The organism is Agathobaculum massiliense, from assembly GCF_900291975.1.
GTDB classification, from domain to species: domain Bacteria; phylum Bacillota; class Clostridia; order Oscillospirales; family Butyricicoccaceae; genus Agathobaculum; species Agathobaculum ammoniilyticum.
The window spans coordinates 2,333,033-2,345,954 of record NZ_OMPN01000001.1 but is presented as its reverse complement, the minus strand read 5'-3'; the positions used below and the strand labels follow the sequence as shown (position 1 = coordinate 2,345,954).

At 44.4% G+C, this 12,922-nt stretch carries 12 protein-coding genes; 1 reads left to right on the top strand and 11 read right to left on the bottom strand.

Features of this window, described 5'->3' with window-relative positions; translation table 11 throughout:
* Positions 1–78: 78 nt before the first annotated feature.
* The 6 genes from DBQ51_RS11960 to DBQ51_RS11935 all read right to left on the bottom strand — a co-directional run bounded on the left by DBQ51_RS11960 (position 79) and on the right by DBQ51_RS11935 (position 6,854).
* Positions 79–1,050 (bottom strand): aldo/keto reductase, encoded by a 972-nt coding sequence (locus tag DBQ51_RS11960; RefSeq protein ID WP_082397093.1) that lies wholly within the window; start codon positions 1,048–1,050, stop codon positions 79–81.
* 10 nt (positions 1,051–1,060) lie between these two features.
* Positions 1,061–2,206, bottom strand: a complete 1,146-nt coding sequence (locus DBQ51_RS11955; RefSeq protein WP_082397091.1) for a sialidase family protein — start codon at positions 2,204–2,206, stop codon at positions 1,061–1,063.
* 9 nt (positions 2,207–2,215) lie between these two features.
* Positions 2,216–3,040, bottom strand: a complete 825-nt coding sequence (locus DBQ51_RS11950; protein ID WP_054327234.1) for an SDR family NAD(P)-dependent oxidoreductase — start codon at positions 3,038–3,040, stop codon at positions 2,216–2,218.
* A 14-nt stretch (positions 3,041–3,054) separates the two neighbouring features.
* Complete coding sequence (locus DBQ51_RS11945; RefSeq protein ID WP_054327233.1) at positions 3,055–4,038, bottom strand: ABC transporter permease; 984 nt, start codon at positions 4,036–4,038, stop codon at positions 3,055–3,057.
* Positions 4,028–5,569, bottom strand: coding sequence for a sugar ABC transporter ATP-binding protein (locus DBQ51_RS11940; protein ID WP_054327232.1), 1,542 nt, complete (start codon positions 5,567–5,569; stop codon positions 4,028–4,030). Before DBQ51_RS11940 ends, DBQ51_RS11945 begins: the two co-directional genes overlap by 11 nt.
* A 274-nt stretch (positions 5,570–5,843) precedes the next feature.
* Complete coding sequence (locus DBQ51_RS11935) at positions 5,844–6,854, bottom strand: sugar ABC transporter substrate-binding protein (protein WP_054327231.1); 1,011 nt, start codon at positions 6,852–6,854, stop codon at positions 5,844–5,846.
* Between the two features lie 234 nt (positions 6,855–7,088).
* On the opposite strand from DBQ51_RS11935, the gene DBQ51_RS11930 reads away from it, so the two are divergent.
* Positions 7,089–8,057, top strand: a complete 969-nt coding sequence (locus DBQ51_RS11930) for a LacI family DNA-binding transcriptional regulator (protein ID WP_107631662.1) — start codon at positions 7,089–7,091, stop codon at positions 8,055–8,057.
* Between the two features lie 212 nt (positions 8,058–8,269).
* Here DBQ51_RS11930 and rfbC read toward each other — a convergent pair whose 3' ends face one another.
* The 5 genes from rfbC to DBQ51_RS11905 form a co-directional block, all read right to left on the bottom strand.
* Entirely contained in the window at positions 8,270–8,815 is a 546-nt protein-coding gene (gene rfbC / locus DBQ51_RS11925; protein WP_107631661.1) for a dTDP-4-dehydrorhamnose 3,5-epimerase, read from the bottom strand.
* A 12-nt stretch (positions 8,816–8,827) separates the two neighbouring features.
* Entirely contained in the window at positions 8,828–9,706 is an 879-nt protein-coding gene (rfbA, locus tag DBQ51_RS11920) for a glucose-1-phosphate thymidylyltransferase RfbA (RefSeq protein ID WP_054327228.1), read from the bottom strand.
* A 48-nt stretch (positions 9,707–9,754) separates the two neighbouring features.
* Positions 9,755–10,351 (bottom strand): recombinase family protein, encoded by a 597-nt coding sequence (locus DBQ51_RS11915; RefSeq protein ID WP_082397081.1) that lies wholly within the window; start codon positions 10,349–10,351, stop codon positions 9,755–9,757.
* Positions 10,352–10,629: 278 nt separating this feature from the next.
* Positions 10,630–11,658, bottom strand: a complete 1,029-nt coding sequence (locus DBQ51_RS11910) for a hypothetical protein (protein ID WP_152959447.1) — start codon at positions 11,656–11,658, stop codon at positions 10,630–10,632.
* Entirely contained in the window at positions 11,619–12,890 is a 1,272-nt protein-coding gene (locus DBQ51_RS11905; protein ID WP_107631660.1) for a RecQ family ATP-dependent DNA helicase, read from the bottom strand. Before DBQ51_RS11905 ends, DBQ51_RS11910 begins: the two co-directional genes overlap by 40 nt.
* Positions 12,891–12,922: the final 32 nt, after the last annotated feature.

Sequence of the window (12,922 nt, the reverse complement as noted above, 5' to 3'; positions counted from 1 at the left end):
TGATGTACATGAGAAGTCGGGAGTAAAGTTTCGACATTGTCAGGGGATACAATTCCATTATGTAATATCATTTAAATATTATATATCGAAAATAAAATCAATCTGTTCTTGTGTAAGAGGAATCTGTGCACTTTCCAGAGTTGTTTTCATCTCATTTGGCCGCTGCGGGCCAACGATAGATACAACCGGGAAAGGCTGGGAGAGAGTGTATCCTAAAACAATATCTTGCAAAGTCATATTAGTCTCCTTCGCAAGCTTTACTGCTTGGCGTGCTCGTCGAAGGGATTCGCTATTATAGAAATATTTGCGAGAATATGCGTAGCCCAGATTCTCCATATAATCTTCTTTGAAGCAATTATAAAAGAATCCACTAGCCTGTGAACAATAGGCGAACACTGGTCGCTGGGTTTCAATATGATACTTTCGCATACCGTTAGTGAGCCATGTTTGAATCAGCTCATCGACAGCTGTCATATTGGGGAAAGCCATATTAAACATGACCTGATTTGCGCTGAATGTACGCAAACCGTGTGCCTTTGCATAGGAATCTGCTTCCAGTATTCGCTCGATTTTCCAATTAGAACAACCAAAATAACGGATTTTCCCTTCATCAACGCACTTATTTAATTCCTCGATAATAGGAATGACTGGCTGACTAGGGTCATCCTGGTGTAGCCAATAGAAGTCTATATAGTCTGTGTGTAGGTTCTTCAAGCTGTCGTTCAGATCTTCGCGCAAATACTTTGGAGTCATCCGCTTTTCATAAGGTTTATTCGTAGCATAGCAGCAACCTTTTGTGCTAATCAGCACTTTATCGCGCAAATGATTCTCTTTAAGAAAATCACCTACAAGACATTCACTCAAGGAACGTCCGCCTACAATGAAGCTCCCGTAATAATGGGATGTATCAATCATTGTCCCACCGTAATCGATATAAGATTTGAGCAATTCTCGGGAAATATGCTCTGGAACATTGCTTGCATAATCACCTGTGCCCAGCACATACTGCGGCACAGTAAGATCTGTTCCTTCAAGTTTTCTATATTTCATAGTCGACACCTCAATCCAATTTACTGATAACACGCTTGGTAAAGGAACCGTCAGAAACAAAACGGCCCTGCAAAATGTCTTCCTCGGTAATCCGAGCTAACAAAAGTTCCTTTTCTACATTACGCTCGCGATCATAGATAATATAAATTTGGTCATCCGGTGTTTGCACTGCATCTGGGTAAGACACAAGTTCCCGCTCGTCCAACAAAAGAGGACCACTCCAAGTCTCTCCATCATCTGTTGACAAAAATGCAGCTAAGTTATTTCTTGCCATATAGTCCGGGTCGTCCCCACGTGGCTTGTCAAAACAGTTATCAGGACTCCAGTGATTGATCAACAGGATATTACCGGAATGGATTTTTCGAATATGGAATCTGGAATTAGGACCGCCAAAGCAGAATTTTCCAACATTCTCCCAAGTTCGCCCCCCATCATTGGAAAAAGCTTCACCAATGCCATCTTTTCTGCGTGTCAGCATTTGAATAGTACCATCATTCTTCTCAATGATCATACTCTCGTCGAACCATCGATTCGGCATATCGACTCCACCACGATATTCAAATGTCTCACCGTTATCCTTAGATACATACATTTTTGCGAGACAATCAGGGACATCAGGATTCAAATCCGATTTAACATGCCCCCACAGGCAAATCGGAAGAGCCCAATCCCCATTGGACAGTACCGTTGGTTTGTTGAGCATCACACCATCTGCAATTCTATGTGGCTCCGTCCAAATAAGAGGAGACTCATCAGGATTTCGGCATACTGAATACCAACAACCAGCTCGACCATCAAAGCCACCATAACTCTGCGACCAGAAGAAAAACAATTCATTAGTAGGAGTGCGCCATAGACAAGGATCAAATGCTCGAACATTACCAGCTGGGTCAACTACCATAATGGGCTCAGACCATGTTTCACAGTTGTCATCGCTGATTTCAATTGCGACATAGTTGTCTGGACCTTCATCATTGCCTCCGCTGAAAAAACATCTCCAAAAACGGCCGCCCCGAGTTCTATCAATTCCAGGTATGCCTTGCCAAAGCCGGTTTTTGCGATGATACTTCTCGCCGGGATTTGTGTTAATCCGGACTGGCATAAGCGCCATATCCTTTTCTTTCAATGTTACTTCATTTGCTTCCAGTGATATCATTTTTCCACCTCATTCGCATGTCTGTTCACGGATTACAAATGTTCCACGTCCGTGGCTAGCGGTGTATTCATCAGCTTCTGACCAGTAGTCCTCGCCGCAATTAACACCACCATCTACAAATATATTCACGCCAGTGATAAATTTTGCTTCGTCCGAAGCAAGAAAAGCCGCTGTGTAACCAATATCGTTACCATCTCCACCAATTCGCAGCGGGATTCGTGAAATTTCCTCCGTATAGTCTCGATCTTCATAGCCTTCCGGATATACACACATACACCCAGGAGAAATAGTAGAAACACGGATACCGTATCTTCCGTATTCACGAGCCATAGATTGGGCGGCTCGATTGAGTCCCGCTTTCAGTCCGCCATAAATTGCGTCCATCGGAGTGGGTGTTTTGGAACGGATAGACGAAGTAAATAAAATCGTGCCTTTAATACCGCTTTTCATCATATATTTGGCCGCGGCATTAGCAATTAAAAGGCTTCCGCGAAAATTGACCTCATAAACAAAATCAATTTCTTCCGGATGGATAAGACGCATGTATTTTTCAAGACCAACACCAGCATTGCACATCACAAGAGATATAGAAGGAAATGCGTCTAAAGCATGTGCCATAAGGCTTTCACCAATATTGTGATCTCGCTGGTCGCAATCAAATGTTTCGACCCTGACACCGTAGTTGTCTTGCAGTCGCTGTGCAACACGTATAGCTTTGTCGCCCTCCCCGCAGTGCGCCATAAAGATGTTATATCCTTTGCTGGCGAGTGCATTACAGATTCCTTCACCGACACCTCTATTTCCACCAGTGACGATCGCAGCAGGTCTATTCACAAAACCACCTCCTATTATGCAACCTTTTTAACTCTATCTTTGCTTGCCTGACGGAAACAATCAATTGTAACTGCCAAAATCACGAGCGCGCCCATAGCAACATCCTGCCAGAACTGACTGACATGCAACAGATTCAAGCCATTGTTTATCACACCCATGAGTAGAGATCCGATCAGGGTACCCCAGATGCTACCGGAGCCGCCATTCATGGAAGTGCCACCGACAACGCCCGCAACGATGCAGTTAAGTTCGGCACCAGTTGCCATGGTAGAATTTGTGAAATTCAATCTACCGGCGAGCATCATAGCGGAAATGCCGCACAGAATGCCGGTCATAGCATAGGCCTTAAGCTTCATTTTGTCGATTTCAACGCCTGAAAGCCGCGCTGCTTTTTCGTTACCACCAATGCACTTGATCTTGATTCCAAAAGGAGTTTTTTCTAGCAGAAACCATGCCATTGCAAACAGAGCAAGCAATACGATAATACCAATAGGAAAAACATTCTTGATTTTTCCAGCAGCAATCCAACGGAGGCCGTCTGGCATAATCAAGGAGTTTTTCGCATCTGTAATGATAGCTGCCATACCTCGGAAAATGTAGCTAGTGCCAAGAGTCGCAACAAACGGAGGTAACATAACCTTTGTGACAAGCAGGCCGTTGATTATCCCGCAAAGAAGGGCTATTGCCAGGGCAATCAAAATAGCCGGCATAGGCGCCATTCCATATTTATTTGTAAGCAATCCCATAACACATGCGCTTAACGCCAAAATGGCACCTACTGAAAGATCTATCGCGCCAAGCATGAAGAGAACCGTCATGCCGATGGCCATGAGCGCAATATATACAACTTGGTTTGTCACTGTCAGTAAATTCCCAACTGTCATAAAGTCTTTCGAAAGGAAAGACAGAACGACGCAAAGAATAATCAGTGCTAAAAAAGCGCTAATTTGGGAACTATATTTGTTTGTAAGTTTCAACCCTTGTGCTTTATTGTTCATATTCCTTTTCTCCTCGCTGTGTTGCCAATTTCATTATTTTCTCTTGTGTTGCGTCCGCACGAAGCAGCTCGCCGGTCGGTCTGCCTTCGTGCATTACCAAAATTCGGTCGCTCATGCCAAGAACCTCTGGCAAATCCGAAGAAATCATAATGACGCCTATACCATCCTCAATCAATTTGTTAATTAGATTATAGACTTCAACTTTCGCTCCTACATCAACGCCGCGAGTCGGCTCATCAAAAATAACCAGTTTGGAATTCGCAACCAACCATTTTCCTAAGGATATTTTTTGTTGATTTCCGCCAGATAGATTCTCGGCATTCAAATCTAAGTTGTCTGTATTCAGATGAAGTTTGCGACTAATATTGTGGCAAATGGTTTCAATTTTAGACTTCTCAAAGACACCATGCTTTGTAAAGTTGTCTACAGCAGCAATCATCAAATTAGAATATAGCGAGTGAGAGAGAAACAGTCCCTCTTCTTTTCGGTCCTCTGGCACCAAAGATATGCCCAATTTGATAGCATCGGATGGGTTTTTTACTGAAATTTCTTTGCCAAAGAAATAAATCTTACCTTCTGTTTTAGGAAGTGCTCCAAATATTGTCTTTGCCACTTCCGTACGACCCGCACCTACAAGTCCTGAAAAACCCAAAACCTCTCCTTTGTGCAAAGAGAAACTCACATTTTGAAAATACTTGCCACAAGAAAGGTTTTCAACGCGTAAAATTTCTTCACCGCGCTCAAAAAACTGTTTCGGGAATTGCTGATCCATTGGATGTCCAACCATCATGCTGATGATGTCATCAATGGTTATTTCTTCTTCATGGAAATCCCTGCAACCAACAAGCTTGCCATCTCTCAACACCGTTACTCGATCACCAATCTGCATAATTTCATCCATACGGTGTGAGATGTAACAGATTGCCATCCCATTTTCCTTAAGTTTGCGAATAACTGTAAATAGTTTTTCCACTTCAATATCAGTTAGAACAGCTGAAGGTTCATCAAAAATAATGACCTTAGAATTCATGCGAAGAGCTTTCGCTATTTCAACCATTTGTCTCTGTGCGACACTAAGTTCATTTACAGGAACGGTAACATCAATATTCGCACCGATCATTTCCAACAGCTCTCTGCTACGTTGAATCATTGCTTGGCGATCCAGTATTTGCAATGGGCCGTGTTTTTTTACAATTTGATTGACAGCAAAAATATTTTCATACGCACTCAACGGTTCCACTAAGTTCAGTTCCTGATATACAACACTGATTCCTTTTTCCAGTGCTTCTATGGGGCTGTTCGTCAAGATGGGTTCACCATTCAACTTAATACTTCCTGCATTCGGGATATAAGCGCCTGCAATAATTTTAATCAATGTTGATTTACCAGCGCCATTCTCACCCATGAGAATATGAACTTCGCCTTTACGCAGCGTGAAATCGACATGGTCTAACACTGTAACGCCGCCAAACATTTTTGTGGCGCCAGTTACTTCTAACGCAATATCATTCATTTTAATGTTCTGCTTCAATTTGGGATGTCCCTCCCCACTTATGTTAGGGTAATACCGCATAATTGAACAAGAGCGATTTACGAGTAAATTTTGCATACTGACGAGGAGTGGTTTTGCGGTAATACTTGATGTATCACCGCAAAATCACAACGAAGTTAGGGCGCAAAATTTCCGTAAAGCGCCGCAGCTTTAATTGTGCGGTATTGCCTTAGATATCGCTCCTTTCCGCTAATATATATTGGCAAAATGGGGCAGCGATATATTGTTTACTTTAAAACCTACAGCACAAATGTTAGTTCACAAACTTTTCGAGACCGGCACTCTTGATAAACTCCTCAACATTGTCAGCCATAACAATGGAGCAATCAAGAAGAGTCTCTTCCTCTGCAGTACCACCAGTCAAAACAGTATGTACGGTCTGCATACCAACCTTGCCAAGTTCATACAGGGGCTGGCCAACTACAGCCTGGAGCTTACCTTCACGGACATAAGTCATAGAAGTGGGGGTGCCGTCAAAACCACAAACAACAACATTCTCAGTAAGACCAGCAACTTCCAGAGCAGAAACTGCGGACAATGCACCACCATCCCACGCGGAGAAAGCGCCTACAATTTTGTCCCCATACCGAGTAATGGCATCCTCAACACCGGAAAGAGCAGTTGTGGAATCCCAGTTGGCGTAAATCTCATGAATTTCAATGTCATTACGCGACTTTTTGATTGTATCAACAAAACCATCATGGCGCTGCTGTGCATTAGTTCTTGCCATATCGCCATTAATCACCAAAACAACGCCACTCTCAAGCTCTTCTGCCATCCATTCGCCAGCGACAGCGGCAGCAGCATAGGAATCAACAGCAATATGCCACAGGTTGCCAGCGTTGGTAGGATTGTCGATTTCTACACACTTGATGCCTTCGTCCTGTGCCTTATGGACAGACGCAGCATATGATTCATCTGCACCGCCATAAATGATGGCATCAACCTTCTGCTGAATAAAAGTATCCACGGCAAGGGCGAAAGAACCTTCGTAATCACTAGGATCAAGATAAAGCTTAGAGATCTCGATATCAAGATCCTTCGCGGTATCTTCGATGGCAGCTGCAGTCACCTGCCAACCCTCATTAGTAGCCTCAGGGCAAACGAAACCAACTTTAAATGATTCGGTACCCTGGTCGTCCTGCTGATTATTACTGTTGTTGCTGGTGTCGGTGCCGGCATTGCTAGTGCTTGTGTTGCCGCCACAGGCGACCAAACTCAAGACCATTGCAAAAATTGCGACAAGTGCTAAGAGCTTCTTCATTGATATGTTCCTCCTTTATTTTTAATCGATTGCGTAATCGATTAAATGATGGTGTTATTATATCTACAAAAAGTTCGCTTGACAATTAGCCGTTTAACAGAAATATTAAAGTGTTATTTGTACAAAACACCTTTTTTTTTGGTTTCGCGTAATCGATTAAATTAGCTGGTGACTTTTATTTTCATTTATGATATTATCCTAATGAATATGTAAATGTAATTGGAGGTTTCTTGGATGGGTACCGTGACAATTCGGGATGTGGCGCGACTTGCAAATGTTTCTTCTGCAACAGTTTCACATGTTTTTAATAAAACTCGTTTTGTTTCACCAGAAAAAACCGAACAAGTGTTAAAAGCGGCAAAGGAGCTTAATTATACTCCAAACGCCTACGCAAAAAGCTTTCGTACAGGCAAAAAAAATCTGATCGGATTTATTGTGCCTGATATTTCCAACAGATTTTTTGCTACCATTATTGAGGCAGTAGAAACAACGTTATCTCAATATAATTACAAGTTGATTGTTGCAAATACAAAAGAAACTGGAACTCGAGAGTTGGAACACCTTTCTTATTTTTGCTCTGGTGTTGTAGATGGGTTATTGATCGCATCCACATTTAAAAATTATAGTGATATCAGTAAATACTTAAATCCCAATCTACCAGTTCTTTTTGTTGACCGCAAATTTGATAACATGCCTTGGTGTTCTGCTACGATTACCAACACAGACGCTACCTATTGTGCAACCAGTGATTTAATTCAAAGTGGGCACACAAAAATTGGATATGTTGCGGGCATTCCTCATTTGTCTACTACAAAAGGGCGTATCAATGGGTATCTTAGCGCAATGCGCGATGCCGGTATTGAAGTTCAGGAATCTTGGATTACTTACGGTAATTCTATGAAAACCAGCGCGGAGGGCTGTGTTCAAAAATTGCTTCAAGAAAACTGTACTGCACTTATTATCTCGAATGGTGTAATGTCTTTGGATGTGGCTAACTATTTGTACCGTATGAAAAAAACAGTTCCTGCTGTATACTTCGATGATGATTATAAATTGGATATGGCTCCTTGTTTTGCTACTATTTCGCAACCTTCTTATGAACTCGGAAAAACCGCAGCAGAACAGATTATGTGTTTAATTGACAATCCTAATCAGCAAAACTACCATATCATTCTATCTGGTACATATAATCGATTCAAATAAGAGAACTTAAGAGATTTAATAGAATGTCTTATGTGTTTTTCAACATTTGTTTCTATTTGTAAAAGACGCCGCCCCCTTTATCGGCAAATCGTCCCTGCATTTACAGTGTAAGACAAGCTGATAATCCGGGTATTTGTTCATCATGTAGTGGACGAAATTGCCGCCGATAAACCCGGCGCCGCCCGTTATGAGTAGCTTCATATCCGTCCTCCTCAAAATCCGGTCACGGCATCACACAAAAATGGCGATTTGTCGTCTTTATCCGATAAGACCGGCTCGTCCACACCCCAATCGATGGCAAGCTCCGGATCGTTCCACCGGATGCCGCCGTCCGCTTCGGGCGCATAATAGTTATCCGCTTTATAAAGGAACTCCACGTCGTCGGTCAGCGTCACAACCCCATGGCCAAAGCCGCGCGGGATCAAAAACTGCTTCTTGTTCTCCGCTGACAGCTCGACGCCTACCCATTGCTTGTAGGTCGGGCTGTACGGCCGCAAATCGACCGCCACATCATACACCGCGCCGCGTGTGCACCGTACCAGCTTGGCCTGCGCCTTGTCCCCGCGCTGAAAGTGGATGCCGCGAAGGGTGCCTTTGACGGTCGAAGAGGAATGGTTGTCCTGCACAAAGTCATAGTGCAGCCCCAGCTCATCCATTTTCCGCTTGGACCAGCTCTCCATAAAAAAGCCGCGGTGGTCACCGAATACATCCGGTTCCAGAATCACAACGCCCGCCAGCTTTGTTTCTGTCAATTTCATGTGGATGACTCCTTAATACTGTATCTTTCCTTCGGCCACCTTGCGCAGATAGGCGCCATAGGGCGCTTTTCCATATGTATTGGCTGCTGCATTTAGTTCCTCACAAGTGATCCAGCCGTTTCGATATGCGATCTCTTCCAAGGAAGCGATTTGAATGCCGGTGCGGCCTTCTACCACGCGGACAAAGTCGGTCGCTTCGTTCATCGAATCCACCGTGCCGGTGTCCAGCCAGGCATAGCCGCGGCCAAGAGTTACAACATTTAAAGCGTTATCTTCTAAATAAATACGGTTTAAATCCGTGATCTCCAATTCACCGCGTGAAGAAGGTTTCAATATTTTAGCGTAAGCACACACTTTTTCATCATAAAAATATAGACCAGTAACCGCATAGTTGGAGTGTGGTGACAAGGGTTTTTCCTCAATCGACACCGCTTGACCTTCTTTATTAAACTCAACAACGCCAAACCGTTCTGGATCATCGACATAATAGCCAAACACAGTAGCACCATGCTCTCGGCCCGCCGCTTCCCTTAAATGCGCACTCAAGCCGGCGCCGTAAAAGATGTTGTCGCCCAAAATCATCGCGCAGCGATCACCCGCAATAAATTCTTCACCTAAAATAAACGCCTGCGCCAAGCCGTCCGGCGAAGGCTGCACTTTATAGGACAGATAAATGCCGTACCGGCTGCCGTTACCGAGCAAGCGCTCAAAATTCGGCAGGTCCTGCGGCGTGGAAATGATCATAATGTCGCGAATACCCGCCAGCATCAGCGTGGACAGCGGATAATAGATCATTGGCTTGTCATAAATCGGCAGCAGCAGCTTGCTCGTCACCATGGTCAGCGGATACAATCTCGTTCCGCTTCCGCCTGCCAGTACAATTCCCTTCATGTACCGCTCCTCCTGGTTGTTCTCTTTATATAAGGAAGGTCAGTGTCCTCACCGAACCCACTTCCAAAACGTCTGATGCGAAACGCCCAAAATCTTTGCGGCTTCCCGGGTTGAGATTTCTCCGGTCTCCCAGCGGCCCTTGAGCTCGTAGAACTTTTGGTTCTTTTCGATTGGCGGGCGACCGAAGCGGATGCCTTTTGCTTTGGCCGCGTCGATGCCTTCCCGCTGCTTTTGCTTGTGCTCGGTGTATTCCTGGGCTACGGTCGCGTTGAAGGTCTCAATGAGCACGTCGTTTATCAAACGGGCGGCCCACGCCTGATCCTCTGGGAAATCGACCATAGTAGTCGGCATATCGAGCACTTTCAAGCGAATATCGCTGTCCCGCAGCCACTGGAGTTCTTTTTGTACGGTTTCCTTGTGATCGCTCAAATGATCCAACGACGGAATAACCAGTGTGTCGCCTTCACGCAGCGCTACTTTTTTCAGCAGTTGATAGCTGTTTTGACCAGCATTCTTTTCCGATTGCTGGTCGATAAAGACCTCATGCTCCTGCGCGCCAAGCTGCTGAAACGCATCCAATTGGCTATAAAAGCTCTGTTTCCCTTCCGGTATACGCGCATAATAAAATGTTTTGTGTGTCATCATCCGTCACTCCATACCATCTCATCCTGCTCGCATCGTTTCGAAGCTTTATCCTCAAATCCGCTCTTTCACCTTCAAAAGGTGTACCTTCTGAATGTGCGCAAAAACTTCCAGCAGATATACACCGCTTTCGATATTTGGAAATGTTGTGGCAATTAACTATTGCTTTTAGGCTGTTTTTGCGATATACTTGATAAGGCAAAAAAGCTGTCAAAAGGTACACCTTTTGACAGCTTTTTATCATTTATTGTATGGATACTGGTTTTCTGACACTGAAAAATTCAATGATGCTTACCATTCTCGGGAAGGACAATCGGGTTGAGTTTCAGCTTCTGAAACTTTTTATATAGACGTGCCATCGCTTGATTGCTGAGCTCCAGTTTCTTTTGTGCCGCAGTTAATGATTTACAGCGGCGAGTTGTCTTGATCAGCTTCCGCATTGTATTTTTGGCCTTTTTCTGAAAACCCGATGCTTCAATCCACTGCTCAGCTTGCTGCATGGTTACTGCTTCCGGAAAGTCCTGATACAGGCGGTGCAGAAATTTGCAGAACAGCTCGTTGTGTCGTTTAGCAAGCACCTGTAATTGCTTTTCCCAAGTCTTCGCATCTGTCAGCCGATGGATGCGTTTCCTTTTGAGCCGCAGCTCCAGTCGCAAAATTTGCTCTGCGATCTGCATTTTGTGACGCTTCTTCAGTTCATAGGTTTTGTCATACACAGAAAAGGCGCAGCTTTTGGATTCAATCGTCCAAGCGTGTTCATTCACTTCCCTGTATTGCTTCGCACTGCCCTTCCCTTTCCCAAACGGGCTTACCTCGTATCGAGACGGCAGCCGTGTTTTCTTCCAAATATACAACTGGTTTAGCAGCTCCCGTTTGCTTTCATAATACTGGTTGCAGGTCAAATCCACCCGCGACAAAATGAATTTCTTTTGTTCGATGCCTATTTTCGCTAAAGTCTTCTGCAAGACCTTTGATACGGCATTAATCTGCGTTTTCTCCCCAATAAAAAGCGCGGTCGGACAATACTTACCTGCCAGAAGGGACGACGGATTGACAATCACCGTGATCCATGAAGGATGTGTCAGCGACTGGTTCAGTACGATTTCGACGCCGCGTTCCTTGTATTCTGTTATTTGCAGGGTAGTATTCAGAAAATACGGATCTCTGTTCATGACTTGACAGCAGTTTTCCTCCCACAGTTCCTGAATCTCGTGATAACTGCTTTTCGCCATGATGGAAAAGGTATGAATCCCATATTGTGATTTCACATTCATTCCCCCCTTCTCTTTTTCGCGCAATTGGTGCAGCATTTGCAGTTTTTCACTTCCTGTTGTCCCTGAAACCGTAGGATTTCGCGTACCATACAATCTTCACTGCCTGCAAATCGGCGCATTTCCTGCGCGTTTGCTTTGAGCAGTTTCCCTGCCATCGGCGAATCCGTCTTCGCTTTTTTCTGAAAGACAATTGCTATTTTTTCGTCATCGCCATTTTGGTCAAAAAATAAGACGCAATGCGCCTTTTGGCCATTCCGTCCCGCTCGGCCGATCTGCTGAATATAATCCGTCATGCTGATCGGCATATTAAAATGAATGATAAGTTCCACATTCGGTACATCAATGCCCATGCCGAACGCCGATGTCGCTACCATGATTTTTGTTTTTCCCTGCAGGAAGTCGAGTTCCATACGATGACGGAGCTTGTCTGATTTCATCTTCGCATGAAAGCGGCTCACCTGTCCCGGATATCGTTCCGATAAAGCATTATAGATTGCGTCCACACACCCCGTTGTCAGCGCGTAAATCAACACGGAACCTGTCCCATGATATTTCCTTATGCACCGCTCCAACGCTTGAAAGCGATCCGCCAAACGTCCATCCAACGAACGCTTTTCGCTTGTCACGTCTTTTTTTAATAGAATCAAATTCTTCCGCTTCAAATCGCTTTGAAATAGCTGAGGTTGTCTCATATGAAGCAACTTGGCAATTTCCTTTTCCCTGTCCTCCAATATCGTGGCGGAGCAGGCAAATATCACAGGACGTTCCGGTAAGCAATCAATAAAGGTTCCTATTTGTAGATAGCTCTCCCGGAAAGAATATCCCCACTCCGTTACGCAGTGACACTCATCCACAACCAGCATATACAGCCCTGTTTGCCGAATCGCTTGCTGAAACTTCTCACTTTGCAGCCGCTCCGGTGTGACATACAAAAACGTCAGCTTCGCCTTCCGCACTTTGTGCAGGATCGCTTCGGTCTCCTTTTTTGTACGGTAATGATCGATGTAATCCGCTGCAACACCGCAAACTTGCAGCTCGTGTACCTGACTATACAGCAGCGATAAGGTCGGCTCAATCACCAGCGTCAGTTTTGTACGATGCAGCAATGCAGGAATACAAAACATATTTGATTTACCAGACCCGGTAGCAGCCATAACCATCGTATCATACCCGTTTAAAACCGACTGGATGGGCAAAATCTGATGTCGTCTTAAATGCTCGATCCCAAGACTTTTTATAACCGGCTTCCAACTATCATTCATTTTCATAAAGAGATACCCCCTACAGCATTTTAAATTTA

Bases quoted from the DNA above. Each gene is read 5' to 3' on its own strand.
- DBQ51_RS11960 (WP_082397093.1), bottom strand. From the start codon at position 1,050: ATGAAATATAGAAAACTTGAAGGAACAGATCTTACTGTGCCGCAGTAT.
- DBQ51_RS11955 (WP_082397091.1), bottom strand. From the start codon at position 2,206: ATGATATCACTGGAAGCAAATGAAGTAACATTGAAAGAAAAGGATATG.
- DBQ51_RS11945 (WP_054327233.1), bottom strand. From the start codon at position 4,038: ATGAACAATAAAGCACAAGGGTTGAAACTTACAAACAAATATAGTTCC.
- DBQ51_RS11935 (WP_054327231.1), bottom strand. From the start codon at position 6,854: ATGAAGAAGCTCTTAGCACTTGTCGCAATTTTTGCAATGGTCTTGAGT.
- DBQ51_RS11930 (WP_107631662.1), top strand. From the start codon at position 7,089: ATGGGTACCGTGACAATTCGGGATGTGGCGCGACTTGCAAATGTTTCT.
- rfbC (WP_107631661.1), bottom strand. From the start codon at position 8,815: ATGAAATTGACAGAAACAAAGCTGGCGGGCGTTGTGATTCTGGAACCG.
- rfbA (WP_054327228.1), bottom strand. From the start codon at position 9,706: ATGAAGGGAATTGTACTGGCAGGCGGAAGCGGAACGAGATTGTATCCG.
- DBQ51_RS11915 (WP_082397081.1), bottom strand. From the start codon at position 10,351: ATGATGACACACAAAACATTTTATTATGCGCGTATACCGGAAGGGAAA.
- DBQ51_RS11910 (WP_152959447.1), bottom strand. From the start codon at position 11,658: ATGCTGCACCAATTGCGCGAAAAAGAGAAGGGGGGAATGAATGTGAAA.
- DBQ51_RS11905 (WP_107631660.1), bottom strand. From the start codon at position 12,890: ATGAAAATGAATGATAGTTGGAAGCCGGTTATAAAAAGTCTTGGGATC.